This is a genomic window from Nocardia sp. NPDC003269, assembly GCF_042888005.1.
Lineage (GTDB): Bacteria > Actinomycetota > Actinomycetes > Mycobacteriales > Mycobacteriaceae > Nocardia.
On the sequence record NZ_JBIAPA010000002.1, the window covers coordinates 1,649,306 to 1,671,698 of the forward strand.

The following is a 22,393-nucleotide window of genomic DNA, read 5'->3' on the forward strand; positions in this document are numbered from 1 at the left end:
CGCGGTCGCGGCGAGCCGCTCAGGCCAGCGGCGTCTCGTGGACGGTCAGCCAGCGCGGCTGCCCGGTCGGGTCGCCGGTGGTCAGGACCGCCGTGACTCGGCGGGCGATGGCGGCGTCGCCGAGCAGGTGGCGTTCGAGGAAGCGGATCACCACCGTGTGGCCGTCGTCGAGCAGGCATTCGAGCTCGGTGATCGCGATCCGCAGGCCGGGCTGCGCGTCGCGGGCCCCGCGCAGGCCGGTGAGCAGGTCGTCCCTGGCGAGCACCGCGCCCGTGGTGGTGACCATGGTGAAATCCGGGTGCTGGGCGGCCGCGAAACGGTCGAAGACCTCGACCGGGGCGGCGCTGCCCAGCCAGCGGGCGAGGTCGGCGTGCAGGGCTTCGACGGCGGCCGCCAGTTCGGGGCCGGCCGGGGTGGGGTGCGACACGCCCGCAGTCTAGGTGGGCCGTGTGACATGTCCGGTGCGGGAAGTCAATACGCCGCAGGGTGGATCGGGTGCGGCGCCGGTCGCGTGCGGAAATAGCCCGCTCGGTGGACGAGGCCGACCCGCCCGGACGCCTACGCTCACCCCATGGCTGAGGCACTCGGAACGCGTTCGCCCGCAGTATCTTCCGGTCGGCGGATCGCCGAGGTCGACATCCTGCGCGGGTTCGCCCTGTTCGGCATCCTGATCACCAATCTGATCGTGGCGACCACGCTGTGGTCGGCGACCGGGCCACGCGACAAGCCCGTGTCGCTGTTCGACGGCACCGCCGACCAGCTGGTGCGCGCCACCGTCGACGCGCTGTTCACCGGCCGGTTCTATCTGCTGTTCGCGTTCCTGTTCGGGTACTCGTTCACCCTGCAGATCGCGGCCGCCGAACGCGCGGGCGCCGCCCCGGCCCGGCGATTGCTGCGCCGGTGCGCCGCGCTCATGGCGATCGGGCTCGTCCACGTGTACCTGCTGTGGATCGGCGACATCCTCACCCTGTACGCGTTCCTGTGCCTGCATCTGATCCTGCTGCGGAAACTGCGGCCGCGGACCGCCGTCATCACCGGGGTGGTGCTCTACACGGTGTGGTCGGTGTGGAGCTTCCTGCCCGGCGAGACGAGCATTCTCGCCCTCGGCGAGTTCTTCGACCTGCCGAAACTCGCCGCCGACTACACCGGCAGCTTCGCGAGCACGTTCGCGGCGCAGACCGCGCTCGCGCCGGTGTTCCTGCTGCTGATCTGGTTCGCCCAGGGCGTCCCGAGCCTGGCCATGTTCCTGCTCGGGATGGCGGCGGGCAAGCGGAACCTGTTCGAGGACCCGGACACGCTGCGCCGCTGGTCGGGCCGCGCGCTGGTGATCGGGTTCGGCCTCGGCCTGCCGATCTCGGCGCTGACCTTCGCCGACGTCATGGGCTGGTGGAACGCCCCCGCGCTGATCCACGGCCTGCAATATCTCGTCGGCCCCGCCATGACCTTCGCCTACGTCGCCGTCGTGGTGCGGCTCGCCCAGTCGGCCCGCACCGGTCGCTTCGCCGGTTTCCTGGCTCCGGCGGGCCGGATGGCGGCGTCGAACTACATCGGCCAGTCGATTGTGCTCATGGTCGTCTACACCGGTTACGGCTTCGCCCTCGCCGACGACATCCCGCCGCTGGGCGTCGTCGGCCTCGGCCTGCTCACCTTCGCCGCCCAGCTGGTACTGAGCGCGTGGTGGCTGCGGGGGCACCCCTACGGTCCGGTCGAATGGGTGCTGCGCGCGGCGACCTACCTGACGATCCCGGCGTGGCGTCGGCCCGCCGAAACGCCTGCGGCGCAGGTCGGGTGATTCACGGGGTGCCGTGGTCCGTGGCGGCCGGGCGATGGAATTCGGCCCGCCAGCGGTGGCGGCCGGGGGTGTCGGGGCGGGGGAGGCGTTCGACGCGGATCGGGGTGAGGTCGGCGGTCGCTATCGCGTTCATGTCGGCGGGGGTCAGGGGCCAGGGTGGGCCGGGGGCCGGGGCGGTGGCGATGTCGGCGATGACCAGCAGGGTGGCGCCGGGGGCGAGGAAGCCGCGGATGGCGGCGATCGAGGCTTCCCGGACGGCGGGGGGCAGGGATTGGATGGTGATCGACTCGATCACCAGGTCGAAGGCGGCGAGCCAGGCGGCGGGCGGGTGCAGCAGGTCGGCGACCTTGTAGGTGACCGGGGACTGCGGGAAGCGGGTGCGGGCGCCGCGGATCGCGGTAGGGGAGATGTCGAACGCGGTGGTCCGGATGCCCTGGGCGGCAACGAATTCGGCGTCGACGCCGTATCCGCAGCCGATGACGAGGGCGCGGCCGCCCAGGGGCGTCGAGGTGGTGGTGACCCAGTCGACCAGCAGTGGATTGGGTTCGTCGCGGTCCCACGGAACGACCGAGGTCCCCGCCGCGGCCTCGGCGTAGAGCGGTTCGAACCAGCCGGTCGGATCGTCGGCCGCCAGCGCCTGGGCGGCGAGACGACGGTCGGCGGACGGCTGCGCGTCGGTCATGGTTCCAGTCTCCACCACCGCGCGCGAGACCGCCGCACGACATTCGGCGAGCCCCGGGAAAGGATTCGGTGAATCAGGGAATCAGCACGACTTTTCCTGTGGTCGACCGGTTTTCGAGGGATTCGTGCGCCCTGGCGGCCGCCGCGAGGGGGAACTCGGTGATCGCGGGCCGGAACAGCCCGTCGGCCGCGGCGGTCAGCGCCCGCTGGGACAGCGGCAGCAGGTCACCGCCCGCGCGTTCCAGCATCGCCGGACCGAGCACCGATCGGGAGGTGATGCCCCGGGCGGCCAGTGCGTCCGGATCGACGGCGCTCGGCGCGCCGCTGGACCAGCCGAAGATCAGGTGCCTGCCGCCGGGGCCCAGCAGTTCGACGGCGGCGGTACCGATGTCACCACCGACGCCGTCGAACACGTCGGTCGCGGTCCGGCCACCCAGCTGGGCCCGCACCTTCGCCTGCCAGTCCGCGGTCGTGTAGTCGACCGCGATATCGGCGCCGTTCGCCGCGACGTCACGCACCTTGTCCGGGCCGCCCGCCAGGCCGACCACGGTCGCGCCCGCCGCCGCGGCGTACTGCACGAGCAGGGTGCCGATGCCGCCGGCCGCGGCGGGGATCACCGCCACGCTCTCGGCGTCCAGTTCGGTGAACAGCAGGATGCCCAGCGTCGTGCGACCGGTCCCGAGCATCGCCACCGCCGTACTGGGATCGACGCCGTCGGGGATCGTCAGCAGGCGGTCGGCGTCGGCCGTCGCGAACTCCGCGTAGCCACCGGGGGCGGCGCCCAGATGGGCGACCACGGGCGTGCCGAGCAGGCCCGGGTCGACACCGGCACCGACCCGGTCGACGGTGCCCGCGACCTCGCGACCCGGCACCGTCGGCAGCGCCGGGACCGGGAACGGGCCGGGTTCACCGCGGCGCAGCGCGGTGTCGACCAGGTGGACACCGCTCGCCGCCACCGCGATGCGCACCTGACCGGGCGCCGGCTCCGGATCGGGGACGGACTCGTAGCGGAGGTTGGTGGCCGGACCGAATTCGTGCAATCGGATTGCGTGCATGCCACCACTGTTCAACCTGAACAGCGCTCGAGGTCAAGTCAGCGTTCCGGTACGGTGCGCGGCAGGCCGAACCAGGGCAGGACGGTGTTCTCGAAGCGGGTCAGCGCGCTGATCCGGTCACCGGCGAGGCCGAGGACGTACAGGCCGGTGGCCTGACTGTGGCCCGACGGCGACCGCAGATAGGCGCCGAAGGCGGGCTGGCCGTTCGCCCGGGTCGGGACCAGGTCATAGCGGCGGCCCGCGCCGAACAGCGCGCCGAGGAACTCTCCGGCCGCCTCGGCACCCTCGTACTCGAACGGCAGCGGCGGCATCGACAGGAACACGTCGTCGGTGAGCAGCGCGACCACCGCATCGATATCGGCGGCCTCGTAGGCGCGGACGAACCGCGCGACCACCGCGTTCTCGGCCGGCGAGCCCGCGACCGGGGTGTCCGGTCGGCGTGGCACGCCCGCACGCGCCCGTTTGAGCGCGCTCTTGACCGCCTCGACCGTGGTGTCGAGCAGGTCGGCGACCTCCCGCGCCGGGAAACCGAGCACATCGCGCAGCACCAGCACGGCCAGCTGACGCGGCGGCAGGACCTGCAGCGCGGTCACGAACGCCAGTGACATCGACTCGGCCTGCTCGACGCGGACCTCGGGACCCGGCGGCGGCGCGGTGTCGCAGAGCGCGTCCGGGAACGGCTCGAGCCAGACGACCTCGCCGCGCCGGGTCGGTGCCGGCGGCCGGACACCGGGAATGTCCCACTCCTTCGCCCCGCGCCGGGCGGCCGTACGGAGCACGCTCAGGCAGCGGTTGGTGGCGATGCGGTAGAGCCAGGTGCGCAGCGAGGCGCGACCGTCGAAGCCGCCGAGTCCACGCCAGGCCGCGAGCAGGATGTCCTGGAGGGCGTCCTCGGCGTCCTGGTACGAGCCGAGCATGCGATAGCAGTGCACGAGCAGTTCGCGGCGGTGCGGTTCGGTCAGCGCGCGGAACGCCGCGCCGTCGCCCGTCCGTGCCCGCGCGAGCAGATCTGCCTGCACCGGTCCCGCCTCTCGTGTGGTGATCATCCTGTACCGACGTCGGCGCCCGCCGGAACGGGGCGCGCCCCGTTCCGCGCTCTCGTGGCGTCTGCCTCAGTGGTAGCCGACAACACAGGAGAACGTCATGGGACACATCGTGGTCAGCGAGAATCTCTCCCTCGACGGCGTCGTGCGGGACCCCACCGGCGAGGAGGGCTTCGCGCGCGGCGGCTGGTTCGAGCGGATGGACGACGCGACCAGAAGAGCATGGGCGGAGATCGAAGACGAGGAAGCGCGGAGCGCGTCCGCGCTGCTGCTCGGGCGGCGCAGCTACGAGTGGTTCGCGCGGCGCTGGGCGAGCAGGCCCGGCGACTGGGCGGACCGGCTGCGCGCGTTGCCGAAGTACGTCGTCGGGTCGACCGTCGACGACCTCGGCTGGGGTGTCGCGACCCGATTGCACGGCGATCCGGTCCGCGCGGTGGCGCGGCTGCGGGAGACCGTCGACGGGGACATCGTGGTGTACGCGAGCCGCCTGCTCGTGCACACGCTGATCGACCACGACCTCGTCGACGAGCTGCGCCTCACGACCTTTCCGTGCGTACTCGGCGCGGGTGAGCGGCTGTTCGGCGCGACCGGCGCGCCGAAAACCCTGCGCTTGGCCGAGGTCCGGACCGTCGGCGCGGAGCTGACGATCGGGACGTATCGGTTCGCGCGCTAGTCAGCTGTCCGCGGCGGCGCGGCGGTCGACGCGGGCGGCGAAACCGTCACAGAGGGCGTCGAGGCCGAGGAACAGCAGGTCCTCGGAGGTCAGGTCGCTCACGCCGGCACCGTTCAGTTCGGCGAGCGCGGGGGGCACGGGGAACGACGGGGTGCCGTCGAGGAGGTCGCGCAGGCCGTTCGCGTCGTCGGTGGCGGTGCGTTTCTCCGCCAGCAGCGCGCCGCCGACCACCGGCAGGCTCGCACCGGAGATGTAGTTCCAGACGGTGAACGCCATGGTGGTGGCCTCGCGGGCCGAGACGTCGAGCGCGCGCAGGCCCTCGACCAGCCAGGCGAGGCTGGTCAGGCCCTGCGGGCCGAAGCTGTATCGGGGGACCGCGAAGGTCAGCAGGACCCACGGATGCTGCTGGTAGAGCTGCCAATCGATCTCGGCGGCGATGCGCACCCGGTCGCGCCAGGTCCAGCCCCGGCCGGTCGGGTCCGGGTAGGGGTGGCGGGCCGCGATCTCGTCGGTCATGGCCGCGATCAGTTCGTCCTTGTTCGCCACGTGGCGATACAGCGACATGGTGCCGACGTCGAGCCGATCGGCGATGCGGCGCATCGACACCGCGTCGAGTCCGTCGGCGTCGGCGAGGGTGATCGCGGCGTCGACGATCGCGGTGCGTGTGAGCTTCGCGTCAGTCATCCCATGACTCGCTTTCCGTTTTCCTTTTCGGTGCGTACACTGTACCCGTTCCCCGCGTACGGTGTACGCAAACCCCTGGAAGGATGTCGGAATGACGAAGCTGGACCCGGCGGTGCCCACCGCGGTCGCCGGTGGACGCCGCGCATGGCTCGGCTTGGGCGTGCTGCTGCTGCCGGTGCTGCTGGTGTCGATGGACATCTCGGTGCTGTTCCTCGCCATGCCGACACTCACCGCCGACCTGGATCCCAGTGCCTCCCAGCAACTCTGGATCCTCGACATCTACGGGTTCATGCTGGCCGGTCTGCTCATCACGATGGGCAACCTCGGCGACCGGATCGGCCGCCGCAACATCCTGCTCGTCGGCGCCACCATCTTCGGTCTCGCCTCGGTGCTCGCCGCGTTCGCGCCCAGCGCCCCCGTCCTCATCGCCGCGCGCGTGCTGATGGGCATCGGCGGCGCGACCCTGCTGCCGTCGAGCCTCGCGCTGATCTCCAGCCTGTTCCCCGACGCCAGGCAGCGCGCGACCGCGATCGGTGTCTGGACGGCGTTCTTCGCCGGCGGCTCGGCCGTCGGTCCGATCATCGGCGGGCTGCTGCTGCACCACTTCTGGTGGGGCTCGGTCTTCCTGATCAACATCCCGGTGCTGGCGATCCTGCTGGTGTTCGGGCCGATGCTGCTGCCCGAACACCGCTCGACCGCGCTCGGTCCGCTCGATCTGCCCAGCGTGGTGCTCTCGATCGGTGGCATCCTGCCGGTCGTCTACGGGATCAAGCACCTCGCCGCCGAGGGCTTCGATCTCGCGTCGCTGGGGATCGCGGTGCTCGGCGTGCTGGTCCTGGTGGCCTTCGTCCGCAGGCAGCGCAGGCTGAGCGAGCCGCTGCTCGACCTGAGCCTGTTCACCCGGCCGCTGTTCCGGGTCGCGATCGGCGCGAGCCTGGTCGGCATGATGTCGCTGGCCGCGATGAGCTACCTGACCAGCATCTACCTGCAATCGGTCACCGGGCGGGACCCGCTGCAGGCGGCGCTGCTCGGCATTCCGATGGCGATCGCGGTGTTCGTGTTCTCGATGAGCGGCGCCCGGGTCGGGCGCGCGCTCGGTGTCCGGGCGACCTTCACCCTGGCGCTGGCGATGTCGGCGGTCGGCAACCTGATGCTGCTCGGCGTGGGTGTCGACGGCGGACTGCCCTGGTACGTCCTCGGTTCGGTGATCGCCGGTATCGGCTACGGCATCTCGTTCACGCTGGTCTCGGATGTGGCGGTCTCGGCCGTGCCCGCCGAGCGGGCGGGGTCGGCGGTCGGCATCTCCGAGACCAGCTTCGAGCTCGGCAACGCGCTCGGCCTGGCCCTGCTCGGTTCGGTCGCCGCTCTGGTCTTCCGGTCGGGGGGCGACTTCGGCGACACCCTCGGCGAGACCATCGCCCAGGCGCACGGCGACGCGGGCCTGATCGACGCGGCGCGCGAATCCTTCGTCAGCGGCATGCATGTCGCGACCGCGGGCGGCGCGCTGCTGCTGATCGCGATGGCGGCGCTGGCCTGGCGTTCGGCGCGCGCCGCCCGCTGACCGACGACCGGCCGCCGGGGTGACCGGCGACACTGGTCGCCCTCACCGGGCGGATGTCCAGGTCTGTTGCATAGGATCGGCGGATGCGAAACGAGGGTGCGGCGGGCCTGGCGACATTGCTCGCCCTGGCCGACTCGCGCCTGCCGATCGGCGGGCACGTGCACTCCGGCGGCGTCGAGGAGGCGGTGTCGTCAGGGCTGTTGCGCGACAACGCGAGTGTCGAGCTGTACCTGCGCAGGCGGATCGCCACGTCCGGGCTCGTCGCCGCCTCGCTCGCGGCCGCCGTCTGCGGGGCGACGCTGACTCCCGAACGCGCCGAGCTGGAGGCCGACGCCAGGACGCCGTCGCCCGCCGCGCGGGCGGCCTCGCGGGCGCAGGGGCGTGGCCTGTTGCGGCTGGCCAAACAGCTGTGGCCGGAACAGGACTGGGCCAGGGCCGGGGTGCGGCCGCATCTGTCGACGGTGTTCGGGATGGTCGGCGCCGCCTGCGGCGCGAGCCCCGAACAACTCGCCGGCGTCGTCGTCTACACCACGCTCACCGGCGCGGCCACCGCCGCGCAGCGCCTGCTGGCCCTCGATCCCGCCGCCATCGCCGCGGGCACGATGCGGCTGGCCCCGCTCTGCGACCGGATCGCCGCCGAGGCGGCCACCGGCCCGGCCGCGCTGTCCGACCCGCTCCAGGACGCGCTGGCCGAACGTCACCTGGATCGCGATATGCCGCTGTTCGCTTCGTAGCCGCCCGACACCCCCGTCCCCCGAGAAGGAGTTCCCATGCCGCCCCATCTGATCGACGGCGAACCGCACGATCACAGCCACGACCGCCCCAAGCGGCACCGCGCGCCGGGCGAGGCGGTGCGGATCGGCATCGGCGGCCCCGTCGGCTCCGGCAAGACCGCGCTGGTCGCGGCGCTGTGCAGGCAGCTGCGTGACGAACTGTCGCTCGCGGTGCTGACCAACGACATCTACACCACCGAGGACGCCGACTTCCTGCGCCGCCACGCGGTGCTGCCCGACGAGCGGATCACCGCCGTGCAGACCGGCGGCTGCCCGCACACCGCCATCCGCGACGACATCACCGCCAACCTCGACGCCATCGACGACCTGGTCGCGGCCAATCCGCCGCTGGACCTGATCCTGGTGGAATCCGGCGGCGACAACCTCACCGCGACGTTCTCCTCCGGCCTGATCGACGCGCAGATCTTCGTCGTCGACGTGGCGGGCGGCGACAAGGTGCCGCGCAAGGGTGGCCCCGGCGTCACCTTCTCCGACCTGCTGGTGGTGAACAAGACCGACCTGGCTCCGCTGGTCGGCGCCGATCTGGGCGTGATGGAACGCGACGCCGCCAAGGTGCGCGAGGGTCGCCCCACCGCCCTGGTGTCGCTGACCGACGATCCGGCCGCCACGCCGGTGCTGGCGTGGGTGCGCGAGCAGCTGCGCGCGGCCGCCGAACAGGACACGGCCACCGGCGTTGCGCACTGAGCTGAGCATCGTCGCCGCCCCGGGCAGGCTGCCCCGCATCGACGCGGTCGGCGGACTGGCCGGGCGGTACACCGGCGCGGACACCGTGCACCTGATCGGCACCGCCGCGACCCCGCTCGGTGGCGACGAGCTCGATATCCGCATCGTCGTGCTGCCGGGCGCGCGGTTGATCGTCCGGTCGGTGGCGGCGACGATCGCGCTGCCGAGCGCGCGCACGCCGATGTCGGTGGGGCACTGGAGCTTCGAGGTCGGCGCCGGCGCGGAACTGGACTTCGATCCGGAACCGACGATCGTCGCCGGTGGCGCCCGCCATCACACGACGACGACCGTGCGGGTGGCCGCCGACGCGCGGCTGCGGCTGCGCGAGCGAGTGCAGCTGGGACGCAGCGGCGAGGACGACGGCGAGTGGCGCGGTGATCTGATCGCCGATCTCGACGACCTCCCGCTGATCCGGCATCGCCTCGCGCTCGGCGCGGGCACGGCCACCGACGACCGGTTGAGCGCGGCGCGCGCGCTCGACAGTGAACTGCGCTACCCGGACGACCGGCCCGCCTGGTCCGGCGGTCTCGACGCCGTCCGGTTGCCGCTGGCCGCGGGGGGATCGCTGGCGACCCGGACCGGCGCCCGCCTGCGCGCGGGCAGTCCGGTCGGCGCGGAGCACCCGGTCTCGGTCTAGAACGACGAGGGGAGCCGGGGCGAACCCGGCTCCCCTCGCACACCGAGCGACGATCAGGCGCTGACCAGCACCGCGTCGTCGGCGATCGCTTCCGGCGCGGCCGCGCGCGGCGGCGCGAGGAAACCGCCCGCCGCGCCCACCGCCGCGCCGACACCGGCGCCGACGACCGTGAACGGCACCGACACCGCCATGTAGGCGGCCATCCCGCCGAGGATCGGACCGGCGACCAGACCGATCGGGACGAACGGGATACCGGCGACGAGCCCGGCCACCGCACCGCCCGTGCTCGCCATCATGGCGAACGGGGTGGCCACCATCGACCCGACCGCCGCGCCACGGGCGGCGGAGCCCAGGGTCTCCGAGGCGATCCGGTCCGAGCGGCTGCGCTCGAGGCCGACCGAGTCGAGGAAGGTCGCGAGGTTGGCCTCGGTGTTGGCCGCCGCGTCGTTGATCTGGATCGACGTGTCGACCGGGACGAAGTCCGGCACCGGGACCAGCTGGTCACCGAAGCGGAACTGTCCCGGCGGCGGCAGGATCGGCGGCACCGGCGCGACCGCGGTCGGCGCGTGCAGCGTGCCCACCGGGGACAGGTAGTCGGTCTCCGGGCCCGACCGCGACCACGCCAGCGAACTGCGCGTGTTCTCCGGCATCTGCTGGCCCACGTACGGGGTGGCGTTGGGCGCCACCGCGTCGAACTCCGGCCCGGCCGGATGTTCGGTCTGGGTCACCGCCGTCTGCGCGGGATCGGCGTTCGCGGTGCCCGTGCCGATCAGGGCCATGACCAGGGGGACCGCTCCAGCCGCGACGACCGAACCCACCTTCTGTCGCTGCGGGCTCGGCGCCCTGTGTTTCCCCGTCGCCATAGATCACCTTTCGTCCGGGGGATTGGTCACACATATGACGTCCGGCATTCGGACCCGGCTCGGCGACGGATGGGTCCGAAACGATGGCAACCCGGAATACGCCGAAGGCCGGGCGGTGCGGACACCACCCGGCCTTCGGAACGAACGGACCTAGCCGACTTCGCGCTGCTCGCGCACCTGTGCGGGCTTGCTGTTGCCGACCGGCGGCGCGCCCAGCGCGGCCGCGAGCTCGTTGGCGTCGGCCCGGTCGGACTTGACCTCCTCGATCGCCAACCGCGCGAAGACCCACTGCTCGGTGGCGGCCATCTGGCCGCGGTTGCGGCCGAGGAAGGAGACGAACCAGCCGATCACCGTGACGATCCGGCTGCGGTAGCCGACCAGGTAGTACAGGTGCAGCGCCAGCCAGGCCAGCCAGGCGAGGAAGCCGCTGAACTCGATCTTGCCGATCTGGCAGACGGCGTCGAAACGCGAGATCGTCGCCATCGAGCCCTTGTTGAAGTACTTGAACGGCGCGCGCTCCTCGGGGGCCTGCCCCTTGAGCCCGGCCTTGATCGCCTTGGCGGCGTAGGTCGAGCCCTGGATCGCGCCCTGGGCCTGACCGGGCACGCCGGGCACCGACATGAGGTCGCCGACCACGAAGATGTTCGGGTGGCCCTTGACCGTGAGGTCCGGCTCCACGATGACGCGCCCGGCCCGGTCGACCTCGGTGCCCTCGGAGCGCTCGGCGATCATCTTGCCCAGCGGGCTGGCCTGCACACCGGCCGACCACACCTTGCAGGCGGATTCGATCCGGCGGGTGCTGCCGTCGGCGTCCTTGACGACGACGCCGTGCGCGTCGACATCGGTCACCATGGCGTTGAGCTGGATCTCCACGCCCATCTTCTCGAGCCGCTTGGCCGCCTTGGCGCCCAGCTTGGGACCCATCGGGCCGAGCACCGCGCCCGCGCCCTCGAGCAGGATGACGCGCGCGTCGCGCGGGTCGATGGTGCGGAAGGTGCCGTCGAGCGTGCGGTCGGCGAGCTCGGCGATCTGGCCCGCCAGCTCCACGCCGGTCGGACCCGCGCCGACGACGATGAAGGTGAGCAGCCGGTCGCGCTCCTCCTGCGTGGTCGCGAGCTCGGCCTGCTCGAAGGCGCCCAGGATGCGGGCGCGCAGCTCGAGCGCGTCGTCGATGGTCTTCATGCCGGGCGCGAAGGTGGCGAAGTGGTCGTTGCCGAAGTACGACTGCTGCGCGCCGGTGGCGACGATGAGGCTGTCGAAGGGGGTGACGGTGTCGCGGTTGAGTAGTCGCGAGGTGACCGTGTTGTTGACCAGGTCGATGTCGTGGACGTCGCCGAGCAGCACCTGCGCGTTCTTCTGCTTGCGCAGCACCAGCCGGGTGGCGGGCGCGATCTCGCCGGTCGAGAGGATGCCGGTGGCCACCTGGTACAGCAGCGGCTGGAACAGGTGGGTGGAGGTCTTGGAGATCAGGGTGATGTCGACATCGGCCTTGCGCAGGTGCCTGGTGCCGAACAAGCCGCCGAATCCGGAACCGATCACCACCACACGGTGCCGCTGGTTCCCGACAGACTGAGTGCTCATCGTCCTGCTCCTCGACAGACTGGGGTGGGCCCCGCAATGGTGGTGACAGGGTTAACCGTAGTCGGCTCCGGAGGCAGCGTCGCCACGAGATCCCGGTTCCGATCTTGCTGTGGTGCGTTCGCTCACCGGGAGCCGCGTGCCGCGGTGAGCGACACCGTGGCACGCGGACCGGTCGGACAAGATCGAGAATACGGGACCGGGAAGGTCAGCGACCGGCAAGCAGGAGTTCGGCGACCTTGGTGTCGGTCTCCGAGCCCTCGGTGTATCCGCCGTCGCTGCCGAGGGCGTTCATGATGGCCAGGGTGTAGCGCTCACCGTTGCCCGCGACGCCTACCGAGTTGACCACCCAGCCGTCGGCCTCGGCCGACCAGCCGTTCTTGAGACCGGGCCGCATCCGCGCGCCCGCGCCCCACACGCCCCAGTGCTGGTTGGAGTCGACCGAGCGCATCCGGTCCAGCAGGTAGGCGAGGTCGTCGGGGTGCATGGTGTCGAGGATGGTGTTCATCAGCCGGTCCAGGTCGGCGGCGGTGCACTTCTGGAACGACCAGTCGGGGAACATCGCCGACGCGGTCGGCTGTGGGATCAGGCTGACCATGCCGTAGGCGCGGAACGCGTTGTTGTAGGCCATCCGGTCGAAGCCGATGTACTTGTTCCACAGCACGTCGGCGGCGTGATCGTTGGAGGTGGCCAGCATGGACTCCATGTTGGTCCGGTCCTCGGGGGACAGGCCGATGGCACCGACCCTGGCCCGGTTGAGCAGGTCGGCGGCGATGGCCAGCTTGATCGTCGAGGCGGTCCACACCTGGTTCTCGGCGTGCTCGTTGGCGTAGACGCCGCCGGTCTGGCGGTCGCGCAGCACGTACCCGGTGACGCCGGGACGCCCGGCTAGATAGGCGTTCACCCGCGCGATCCGCGAACTCATATCGCTGTCGAAGCCGGGCTGCGACACCTGCGTGAGCGCAGGCGGCACGGCATGGGCCGACGGGGCCAGCACGGGGACGCCCGGAGTGAGGACGGCCGCGGCGGCGAGGAGACAGGCGGTTGCTGCGACCCGGGGAACGACGCGGGTGGCGGGGGAACGGTCACGCACGAGGGACCACATTCGCACACCTGGCGCCGTTGTGCACTACTTGAGGTGCGCACCCGAGTGTGTTACAGCGCCGTTGCGCCGCTTCGGTTTTCCGCTCAGTGATGCGCGGCGTGCGGGGTCGCGATGGTGCAGCCGTTGAGCCGATGGCAGTGCTCGAACGCTTCGCCGTGCTGATTCAGCGGCCAGGTGTGCAGCACCTGATCCGGCCCGTAGCGCCGGGAATTGATCAGCTCCCAGCGGTCGCCCGCACGACGGACGATGAAACCGCCACCGGGAACCAGGGGAATCACCTGCGCGATCATGAACCGGACCAGCCTTTCGCCTGCGGCCGAACTGTCCCACCCGAAGGTCGACGATCCCACGGCGGGTAACCAGGGTGGCGCAGGCGCGGCCGGGAACGCGTTGCGGTGTGGCCTATTTCACTTGCCCTGCGCGGTGGTGACGGCGGGGCCGCACGATTGCGGGTCGGTCGCTGGGCGTATAAACGACGGATGCCGTTGCACCTCCATCGCGCCGAACGCGCCGACGCGCTGGCCGACGGACTGGGGCGGGTGCTCGGTGACGTGCCGGCCGACCCGTTCACCACCGAGGTGGTCGCGGTCCCGGCGAAGGGGGTGGAGCGCTGGCTGGCCCAGCGGCTCTCCGGCGTGCTCGGTGTGGCGGGCGCCGGGGACGGCGTGGCCGCCAATATCGCCTTCCCCGCGCCGACGGCGCTGGTGGCGGAGGTGCTGTCCGCGGCGAGCGGGGTCGCCCCCGCCGACGATCCGTGGGTGGGGCAGCGGCTGGTGTGGACTCTGCTCGGCGTGATCGACGAGGTCGCAGGCGAGCCGTGGGCGGCGGTGCTCGCCCGGCACCTCGGCCTGCCCGGCGCGGGGCATCGGGTGGGCAGGCGCTACGCCACCGCGGCGCACCTGGCCGCCCTGTTCGACTCCTACGCCGCGCAACGCCCGCAGCTGATCCTCGACTGGGCCGCGGGCGCCGACACCGACGGCGCCGGTGGCCCGGTCCCCGACGACCTCACCTGGCAACCGCTGCTGTGGCGGGCACTGCGCGCGGCCGTCGGCTCGCCGAGTCCGGCCGAACGGCTCGCCGCGGCGTGCGCGCGACTGCGAGCCGAACCGGATTCGGTCGACCTGCCGGAGCGGATCTCGGTCTTCGGCCTCACCCGGTTGCCCGCCGACCAACTCGCGGTACTGATCGCGCTGGCCGAGCACCGCGACGTCCACCTCTGGCTGGCCCATCCGAGTCCAGCGATGTGGACGGCGCTGTCGGCGGGTGGCGCGGGCGCGCCGGTGCTTCCGCGCGCGGCCGACGACACGGCCGATCTCGTCCACCACCCGCTCCTGTCGGGCCTGGCCAGGGACGTCCGGGAACTCCAGCAGCGGCTGAACCCGGTGCTGCACAGCACGATCCACCTCCCCGGCGAACCCGCCGACACCACCCTGCTCGGCACCGTGCAGGCCGCGATCCGCGCCGACCGGGTCCCCGCACCGGGCGCGACAGCCGATGGCACCGTCGAGCTGCACGCCTGTCACGGCCCCGCCCGTCAGGTCGAGGTGCTGCGGGATCTGCTGCTCACCGCCTTCGCCGCCGACCCCGACCTGCAACCGCGCGACGTGCTGATCATGTGCCCGGATGTGGAGGCCTACGCGCCGCTGGTCCGCGCGGCCTTCGGCCATCGCGGCGCCGGCGCCGTCGACCTGCCCGTCGAGGGCGAGCACCCGGCTCACCAGCTGCGGGTGCGTCTGGCCGACCGCGGCCGGGCGGTCACCAACCCGATGCTCGCGGTGGTCATCGAGCTGCTCGACCTCGCCGACGGTCGCGTCACGGTGACGCAGGTGCTGGACCTGGCGGCGAGCGAGACCGTCCGCAGGCGCTGTGGTTTCGACGACGACGACATCGAACGGCTGCGCGAGTGGGCCGCCGAGTCCGGTGCCCGGTGGGGGATCGGGCAGCGCCAGCGCGAGGCGTTCGGCCTGGCCGACTTCGCGCAGAACACCCTGAACGCCGCGGTCGACCGGATCCTGCTCGGGGTCACCGCCGACGAGTCCGGCGACGACTGGCTGGATCTGGCCCTGCCGCTCGACGACGTCGACTCCAACGACGTCGACCTGGCGGGTCGCTTCGCCGAGTTCGTCGACCGGCTCGCCGTCTGCCTGCGCGATCTGCGCGGCCCCCGGCCTGCCGCCGAGTGGACGACGGTGCTGCTGCGCGCGGTCGACCTGCTCACCGACGTACCCGACGCGCACTCCTGGATCCGCACCGAGGCGCGCCGCGAGATCGTCGCCGCCACCGAGCACGCGGGCGAGACGCCGCTGCGGCTGGCCGATGTCGCGGTGCTGCTGACCGGTCGCCTGGCGGGTGGGCCCGGCCGGGCGAACTTCCGCACCGGTGAGCTCACGGTGTGCACGCTGGTCCCGATGCGGTCGGTGCCGCACCGGGTGGTGATCCTGCTCGGCCTCGACGACGACGTCTTCCCGCGCCCCGGCACCGTCGACGGGGACGACCTGCTGGCCCGCGACCCGCTCGTCGGCGAACGCGATGCCCGCAGTGAGGACCGCCAGCTGCTGCTCGACGCGATCATGGCGGCGGGCGAGCGGCTGCTCGTCCTGCACACCGGCGCCGACCCGGTGACCGGCGCCGCGCGCCCGCCCGCGGTGCCGGTGGCCGAGCTGCTCGACGTCCTCGCCGCGCACGTCGGTCCGGACGCGCTGGACGCGGTGCACGTCCGGCATCCCCTGCAAGCCTTCGATCGCCGCAATTTCGCGCCCGAGCGGCCGCGCAGTTTCGACACCGTCGCGCTGGCGGGCGCCCGCGCCGCCGCCCGGCCCGCGCGGCCGCGTCCGCCACTGCTGACCGAGCCCCTGCCGCCGGTCCCGCAGGCCGATGTGGCGCTCGCGGAGCTGATCGCGTTCGCCGAGCATCCGGTGCGCGCGTTCCTGTGGCAGCGGCTCGGGCTGCGGGTGCCCGAGGAAGCCGAGGACATCGCCGAGCAGCTGCCCATCGAACTCGACGGCCTGGCGAAATGGGATCTGGGCGAGCGGATGCTGTCGGCCCGGCTCACCGGCGCCGACCCCGCCGGCCTGCGCGCGGCCGAGTGGCGGCGCGGCACGCTGCCGCCCTTCGCGTTCGGCGGCGCGGTCCTCGACGAGGTGGAGGGCACCGTCGACACCCTCGTGCGCACCGCCCAGCCCGACTACGAGGCGAGCCCGCGCGCGGTCGACATCGCCCTCGACCTCGGCAACGGCCGTACCCTGGCCGGCACCGTGCCCGAGGTCCGCGGCGAGACCCTGGTGCGCACCACCTACTCCCGGCTGGCGCCGAAACATCGCCTGGCCGCGTGGGTTTCGCTGCTGGCGCTTGCCGCGACCGAGGACCGGTCGTGGCGCGCGATCAGCACCGGCCGCGGTCAGTTCCGCAGCAGGCCGGTCGCCCGGTCGGTGATCGTGGCGCCCGAGGCCCCCGCCGCGCTGGCGGTCCTGCGCGACCTGGTCCGGCTGCGCGACGAGGGGCTGTGCGAACCGCTCCCGGTCGCGCCCGCCGCCACCGCCGCCTACGCCGAACGCCGATTCCGGGGCGACGGTGTCGCCGACGCCCTGCTCGCCGCCGAGCACGCCTTCGACGGCGGCCCCAACGGACCCGACAAGTTCGGCGACCACACCGACCGCTACCTGCGCTACGTGTGGGGCCGCGCGCCGCGCTTCGACCGCTTCGCCGCCGCCCCCGCCCGGGCGGGCGAGCCCGAGAGCACGCGGTTCGGCGCGATCGCGCGTCGCTGGTGGGCGCCGCTGCTGGCGGCCGAGAGTCAGGGGCAACCGTGACGGGGACGATGTCGGCGCCCGCCGCCTTCGACGCGGCCGGGCCGTTGCCGGTGGGGACCACGGTGCTCGAGGCGAGCGCGGGGACCGGGAAGACGCACGCCATCGTCGGTCTCGCGGTGCGCTACGTCGCCGAGGCGGGCGTCGGCATCACCGAGCTGCTGCTGGTGACCTTCAGCCGCGCCGCCACCCAGGAACTGCGGGAACGCACCAGGGACCGTTTCGTGACGGTCGCGGCCGCGCTCGCCGATCCGGGCGTCGCGCGCGCCCACCCCGACGAGCTGGTGCGCGGGCTGGCCGACACCGATCCGGCGACGCTGCGGTTGCGCAGGCACCGATTGCTCACCGCCCTGGCCGATTTCGACGCGGGCACCATCGCCACCACCCACTCGTTCTGCCAGCGGATGCTCGACGAGCTGGGGCTGGCGGGCGAACACGATCCGGGCGCGCGGCTGGTGGAATCGGTCGACGACCTGGTCGCCACCGTCGCCGACGACCTCTACCTGGCCCGCTACGCCCGCGACCGCGCGCCGTTCACGCTGCGCGAGGCGCACACCCTCGCGCTGGCCGCCGTGCACGACCGCCACGCCGACCTCGCACCGCGCACCGACGGTGCCGCGGGCGAGCGGGTGGCCTTCGCGACGGCGGTGCGCGCGGAGACCGAGCGCCGCAAACGCCGTGCGGGACTGCGTGATTTCGACGATCTGCTGGTCCTGCTGCACGAGGTGCTCGCCGATCCGGAGCACGGGCCACGAGCCTGCGCGCGGATCCGGCAGCGCTATCGGGTGGCGCTGGTCGACGAGTTCCAGGACACCGACCCGCTGCAATGGGACATCCTGCGCCTGGCCTTCCACGAACACGCCACCCTGGTCCTGGTCGGCGACCCGAAGCAGGCCATCTACGCCTTCCGCGGCGCGGAGGTGCTCAGCTACCTGGACGCGGTCGCGCTGGCCGAACGGCGCAGCGAACTGACCCGCAACTGGCGCAGCGACGCCGGACTGCTGCGCGCGCTCGACCACCTGTGCGGCGGTGCGGAGCTGGGGCACCCGGAGATCAGCGTCTACCCGGTGACACCGACCCGCCCGGCGACCCGCCTGCACGGCGACCCGGCGGTGATCACCCCGCTGCGGCTGCGGGTGTTGCCGCGGACCGGTGCCGGTCCGCGCAACCGGTCGGGGTTCCCCTCGGTCGGCAGGCAGCGGGCGAAGGTGGCCGACGACCTGGCCGCCGACATCGTCACACTGCTCGAGTCCGGTGCCACCATCGAGGCCAAACCGGAACGGGGCGTGGATCATTCGCTCACCGAGGTCGGCGACGGCCGGGTGCGCAGGCCGATCGGGCCCGGTGACATCGCGGTGCTGGTGCGCACCCGGACCCAGATCGATGTGGTGCGGGCCGCGCTGGACCGGGTCGGGGTCGCGTCCGTGCTGGCCGGCGGCACCAGCGTCTTCGCCACCGTGGCCGCCACCGACTGGCTGTGGGTGCTGCGCGCGCTGGAGCAACCGCATCGCGGCGACCGGGTCCGGCTGGCCGCCTGCACGCCGATCCTGGGCGTCACCGTGGCCGAGATCGACGCGGGAGGAGCCGATCTCGTCGGCCGGGTGTCCACCCAGCTGCGGGAGGCGGCGCGGCTGTTCGCCCGCGCGGGGTTCGCGGCCGTCTTCGACAAGCTCGCCACCGAGACCGATCTCGCGCCGCGACTGCTCGCGGTGGAGAACGGCGAACGCGAACTCACCGATCTGCGTCACCTCGCGCAACTGCTCGACGAGGTGGCCCTCGCCGAAGGGCTCGGGCTGACCGCGCTGACCCGCTGGCTGGCCGATCGGGTCCGGGATCCGGAGGCGGGCAGCGTCAGCGGCCGCAGCAGGCGGCTCGACCGGGACGCCGCGGCCGTGCAGATCGCCACCGTGCACGCCAGCAAGGGGCTCGAATTCCCGCTCGTGTACCTGCCTTTCGCGTGGGACAGCGCCAAGAACCCGTATCCGGCGACGCTGCTGTTCCACGACGACAACGGCACCAGGGTGCTCGATATCGGCGGCAAGGAGGCGCCGGGCTACGGCGAGCGCCAATTGCGCTGCGAGGCCGAGGAATCGGGGGAGGAGCTGCGGCTGCTCTATGTCGCGCTGACCCGGGCCATGTGCCAGGTGGTCGTCTGGTGGGCGCCCGCCGTCACCACCGCGGCCGCGCCGCTGCACCGGATGATCCTGGGGCGGCGCCCGGGTTCGGCCCAGGTGCCCCGCCGCGCCGACATCCCGGCGGATACCGCGGCGGTGCAACGCCTCACGGAGTGGGCGGCGCCCGCGGCCGAGGTGATCTCGGTGACCGCGGTGAACCGGCCCGACGATGTCGAGCCGCGCCGGGTCAGGACCGAGCTGCCGAGCGGTGAGCTGGCCGTCGCGGGATTCACCCGGGTCCTCGACCAGCAGTGGCGGCGGACCTCGTATTCCGCGCTCACCGCGGGCGCGCACGATCTCGCGGGGGTCGGCGAGGAGGAACCCGAGGACGGGCCGGGACCCGACGACGAACCGGCCGAGGCGCCGCTCGACGCCCCCGCCGGCGGCACCGGCGCGCCGTCACTGATGAACGCGCTGCCCTACGGCGCGGAGTTCGGCACCCTCGTGCACGGCATCCTGGAAGCCGTCGACACCTCGGCGCCGGATCTCGCCGCCGAGGTCGCCGTCCGCTGCGCGGAGGCGGTCGAGCACACCATGGCCGAACTCGACGTCGACCTGCTGGCCACCGCGCTGCTCGAAGTTCTGCGCACCCCCGCCGATTTCGGCTCGCTCGCCGCCGTCGCGACCCGGGATCGCCTGTGCGAGCTGGAATTCGAACTGCCACTCGGTGGGGGCGACACCCCGGGGGCGCGATCGGCGGGGATGCACGGCATCGCTGTCCTGCTGCGGCTCCACCTGCCCGGAGACGACGTGCTGGCCGGGTACGCCGACCATCTGTCGGCGCTGCCCGACACGGTGCTGCGCGGCTACCTTACCGGCAGCATCGACGCCGTGCTGCGCGTACCCGACGACGCGGGCGGGCACCGCTACCTGATCGTCGACTACAAGACGAACCGGCTCGGCACCGGTGATCTCACCGTCGAGCACTACCGGCGCGAGCACATGGTCACGGAGATGATCCGCTCGCACTACCCGCTCCAGGCCCTGCTGTACGCGGTGGCGCTGCACCGCTACCTGCGCTGGCGGCTGCCCGGCTACGACCCGGCCCGGCATCTCGGTGGCGCGCGGTATCTGTTCGTGCGCGGCATGATCGGTGCCGCCACCCCGGCCGGCCACGGTGTGTTCGACTGGCATCCGCCCGCGGAACTGGTTGTCGCGCTGTCGGATCTGCTCGCGGGGGGACCACGATGAGGGCCCGCGGGCGGTGCCAGCGTCGTCCGGTCGCTGTGTCGCCGGCTCGGCGACGGGCGACACCACCCGTGGACCGGGTGTGCTCGGGGGAGGTCGGTCGATGACGTCGATTCAGGTGGCGCAGCGGGGCACCGGCTTGCTGCGGGTGTTCAACGAAGCGGGGGTGCTGTCCGCCGCCGATGTGCATGTCGCGGTCCGGCTGGGGCGGATGGGCCGGGAGGACAGCGAGGACGTGCTGTTCGCGGCGGCGCTGGCCGTGCGCGCGGTGCGGTCGGGTTCGGTGTGCCTGGAACTGGCCCGCATGCGCGAGATCGGCATCGACGCCGACGAAAGCCGGGACACCGCAGCGGGAGTCGATCCGGCGACGCTGCCCTGGCCCGACACCGATCGGGTGCTCGCCGCGCTGCGCCGCAGTCCGCTCATCCGCGGTGGGCAGGCCGGACCGCTGCGCCCGTTGCGTCTGGTCGAAGCCGACGCCGAGGGCGGCGCGCTGCTCTACCTCGACCGGTACTACCAGCAGGAACAGACGCTGCGGCGGGTACTCACCGAACGCAGCGCCGACCACCCGGAGATCGACTCCGTCCTCGTACGCGCCGAACTGGACCGCCTGTTCGCCGACCCCCTCGGCGCCGGGCCCGACCGGCAGCGGCTGGCCGCCGCGCTCGCCGCCACCCACTGGACCACGGTCGTCGCGGGCGGCCCCGGCACGGGCAAGACCCACACCATCGCCCGCATCCTCGCGCTGCTCACCGCCCACCGCCGCGCCACCCCGAAACTCCCCGCCCTGCGGATCGCGCTCGCCGCGCCGACCGGCAAGGCCGCCGCGCGCCTGCAGGAAGCGGTGCGCGAACAAGCCGCCGAACTGGGACTTCCCGAACTGACCGCCGCCACCCTGCACCGCCTCCTCGGCTGGCAGCGCGGCCGCACCACGCGATTCCGCCACCACGAACACAACCGGCTGCCCTACGACGTGGTCGTCGTCGACGAGACGTCGATGGTCTCCCTGACGATGATGAGCCACCTGTTCTCGGCCCTGCGCCCCGACACCCGTCTCGTCCTGGTCGGCGACCCGGACCAGCTCGCCTCCGTCGATGCCGGTGCGGTGCTGGCGGATCTGGTCGCGGGGCCGATCAGCGGTGCGCCGAACCCCGCGCTGCCGGAGCTGCTGCGATCCGATTCGGCCCCCGGGGGAGAGGATGCGACGGAGGTCGCCGATCATGCTGGGGCGCAACCGGATCCGGAGTCGCTGAGCACGCTGGAACAGCGCCGTTTGCGAGGCGGCATCGTGCGGTTGACGCGCGGTCGGCGCTTCGGCGGCCGGATCGCGGACCTGGCCGTCGCGGTGCGCGCGGGGGACGCGGATGCCGCGCTGGCGATCCTGCGGGCGGGCGGCGCGGACGTGTCGCTGTGCGCGCCCGACGAGACCGCGGCGGTGCGGGCCGACGTGACCAGTGCGGCACTGGCCGTCACCGCGGCCGCGAACGCCGGCGACGCGGTGGGCGCGCTGACCGCACTGGAATCGCATCGGCTGCTCTGCGCGCACCGGCAGGGGCCGTTCGGGGTGGAGCGGTGGGATCGGATGGCCGCGGAGTGGGCCGCGGCTGGGGGTGCGGGACCCGAAGGGCCGCAGGCGGTCTGGTATCCCGGGCAGCCGCTGCTGGTCACCGCGAACGATCACGAGGCCCGCATCTACAACGGTGACACCGGTGTCATCGTCCGGCGGCCCGACGGGTCGCTGCGGGCGGCGCTGCAGCGCGGCAGCGAGCCCTATCTCGTCCATCCGACCCAGTTCCCGGCCGTGGTCACGGTGTTCGCGATGACGATCCACCGCAGTCAGGGCAGCCAGTACGACACCGTCTCGGTCGTCCTGCCCGAACCGGAATCCACGCTGCTCACCAGGGAACTGCTCTACACCGCGATCACCCGCGCCCGCACCCATGTGCGGATCATCGGCACCGAGGAATCCATTCGCGCCGCCATCGGACGACGGGTGCTCCGGGCCAGCGGACTGTCCCGGAGCACCCAGCCGTAGC

At 72.7% G+C, this 22,393-nt stretch carries 18 protein-coding genes; 9 read left to right on the top strand and 9 right to left on the bottom strand.

Annotated features, from left to right (window positions below):
* Positions 1-19: 19 nt before the first annotated feature.
* Complete coding sequence (locus ACFYWJ_RS18020; protein WP_355275742.1) at positions 20-427, bottom strand: hypothetical protein; 408 nt, start codon at positions 425-427, stop codon at positions 20-22.
* A gap of 144 nt (positions 428-571) precedes the next feature.
* Here ACFYWJ_RS18020 and ACFYWJ_RS18025 point away from each other — a divergent pair, with 144 nt between their 5' ends.
* Entirely contained in the window at positions 572-1,792 is a 1,221-nt protein-coding gene (locus ACFYWJ_RS18025) for a DUF418 domain-containing protein (protein WP_355275740.1), read from the top strand.
* 1 nt (position 1,793) lies between these two features.
* Here the strand turns inward: ACFYWJ_RS18025 and ACFYWJ_RS18030 are convergent, their stop codons facing one another.
* The 3 genes from ACFYWJ_RS18030 to ACFYWJ_RS18040 form a co-directional block, all read right to left on the bottom strand.
* Positions 1,794-2,474 (bottom strand): methyltransferase domain-containing protein, encoded by a 681-nt coding sequence (locus tag ACFYWJ_RS18030; protein WP_355275738.1) that lies wholly within the window; start codon positions 2,472-2,474, stop codon positions 1,794-1,796.
* A 73-nt stretch (positions 2,475-2,547) separates the two neighbouring features.
* Positions 2,548-3,528: a zinc-binding dehydrogenase gene (locus ACFYWJ_RS18035; RefSeq protein ID WP_355275736.1), complete on the bottom strand. Its 981-nt coding sequence runs from the start codon at positions 3,526-3,528 to the stop codon at positions 2,548-2,550.
* A 38-nt stretch (positions 3,529-3,566) separates the two neighbouring features.
* On the bottom strand, positions 3,567-4,574 hold the full coding sequence (locus ACFYWJ_RS18040; protein ID WP_355275734.1) for a sigma-70 family RNA polymerase sigma factor: 1,008 nt from the start codon (positions 4,572-4,574) through the stop codon (positions 3,567-3,569).
* Between the two features lie 97 nt (positions 4,575-4,671).
* On the opposite strand from ACFYWJ_RS18040, the gene ACFYWJ_RS18045 reads away from it, so the two are divergent.
* Entirely contained in the window at positions 4,672-5,244 is a 573-nt protein-coding gene (locus ACFYWJ_RS18045; protein ID WP_355275732.1) for a dihydrofolate reductase family protein, read from the top strand.
* On the opposite strand, the gene ACFYWJ_RS18050 is transcribed toward ACFYWJ_RS18045, so the two are convergent.
* Complete coding sequence (locus tag ACFYWJ_RS18050; protein WP_355275730.1) at positions 5,245-5,928, bottom strand: TetR family transcriptional regulator; 684 nt, start codon at positions 5,926-5,928, stop codon at positions 5,245-5,247.
* Positions 5,929-6,019: 91 nt separating this feature from the next.
* On the opposite strand from ACFYWJ_RS18050, the gene ACFYWJ_RS18055 reads away from it, so the two are divergent.
* The 4 genes from ACFYWJ_RS18055 (at position 6,020) to ACFYWJ_RS18070 (ending at position 9,643) form a co-directional block, all read left to right on the top strand.
* On the top strand, positions 6,020-7,489 hold the full coding sequence (locus ACFYWJ_RS18055; RefSeq protein ID WP_355275728.1) for an MFS transporter: 1,470 nt from the start codon (positions 6,020-6,022) through the stop codon (positions 7,487-7,489).
* A gap of 83 nt (positions 7,490-7,572) precedes the next feature.
* Complete coding sequence (locus ACFYWJ_RS18060; protein ID WP_355275726.1) at positions 7,573-8,223, top strand: urease accessory UreF family protein; 651 nt, start codon at positions 7,573-7,575, stop codon at positions 8,221-8,223.
* Between the two features lie 36 nt (positions 8,224-8,259).
* Positions 8,260-8,967, top strand: coding sequence for an urease accessory protein UreG (ureG, locus tag ACFYWJ_RS18065; protein ID WP_355275724.1), 708 nt, complete (start codon positions 8,260-8,262; stop codon positions 8,965-8,967).
* A complete protein-coding gene (locus ACFYWJ_RS18070) occupies positions 8,957-9,643 on the top strand; it encodes an urease accessory protein UreD (RefSeq protein ID WP_355275723.1) in 687 nt (228 codons plus the stop codon). Before ureG ends, ACFYWJ_RS18070 begins: the two co-directional genes overlap by 11 nt.
* 53 nt (positions 9,644-9,696) lie before the next feature.
* Here ACFYWJ_RS18070 and ACFYWJ_RS18075 read toward each other — a convergent pair whose 3' ends face one another.
* From ACFYWJ_RS18075 to ACFYWJ_RS18090, 4 genes are all read right to left on the bottom strand, one after another.
* On the bottom strand, positions 9,697-10,506 hold the full coding sequence (locus ACFYWJ_RS18075; RefSeq protein WP_355275721.1) for a hypothetical protein: 810 nt from the start codon (positions 10,504-10,506) through the stop codon (positions 9,697-9,699).
* A gap of 150 nt (positions 10,507-10,656) precedes the next feature.
* Entirely contained in the window at positions 10,657-12,087 is a 1,431-nt protein-coding gene (locus ACFYWJ_RS18080) for an NAD(P)/FAD-dependent oxidoreductase (RefSeq protein WP_355275719.1), read from the bottom strand.
* Positions 12,088-12,292: 205 nt separating this feature from the next.
* Positions 12,293-13,189, bottom strand: coding sequence for a tat pathway signal sequence (locus ACFYWJ_RS18085; RefSeq protein WP_355275718.1), 897 nt, complete (start codon positions 13,187-13,189; stop codon positions 12,293-12,295).
* A gap of 83 nt (positions 13,190-13,272) precedes the next feature.
* Positions 13,273-13,539, bottom strand: coding sequence for a hypothetical protein (locus ACFYWJ_RS18090; protein ID WP_355275717.1), 267 nt, complete (start codon positions 13,537-13,539; stop codon positions 13,273-13,275).
* Positions 13,540-13,668: 129 nt separating this feature from the next.
* Between ACFYWJ_RS18090 and recC the strand changes: the two genes are divergently transcribed.
* The 3 genes from recC (at position 13,669) to recD (ending at position 22,392) form a co-directional block, all read left to right on the top strand.
* The gene (gene recC, locus ACFYWJ_RS18095; protein WP_355275715.1) at positions 13,669-16,998 is read left to right on the top strand and encodes an exodeoxyribonuclease V subunit gamma; all 3,330 of its coding nucleotides are present in this window, start codon (positions 13,669-13,671) and stop codon (positions 16,996-16,998) included.
* 8 nt (positions 16,999-17,006) lie between these two features.
* The gene (locus ACFYWJ_RS18100; RefSeq protein ID WP_355276004.1) at positions 17,007-20,360 is read left to right on the top strand and encodes a UvrD-helicase domain-containing protein; all 3,354 of its coding nucleotides are present in this window, start codon (positions 17,007-17,009) and stop codon (positions 20,358-20,360) included.
* 100 nt (positions 20,361-20,460) lie between these two features.
* Entirely contained in the window at positions 20,461-22,392 is a 1,932-nt protein-coding gene (gene recD / locus ACFYWJ_RS18105) for an exodeoxyribonuclease V subunit alpha (RefSeq protein WP_355275713.1), read from the top strand.
* The last annotated feature ends 1 nt before the right edge of the window (position 22,393 follow it).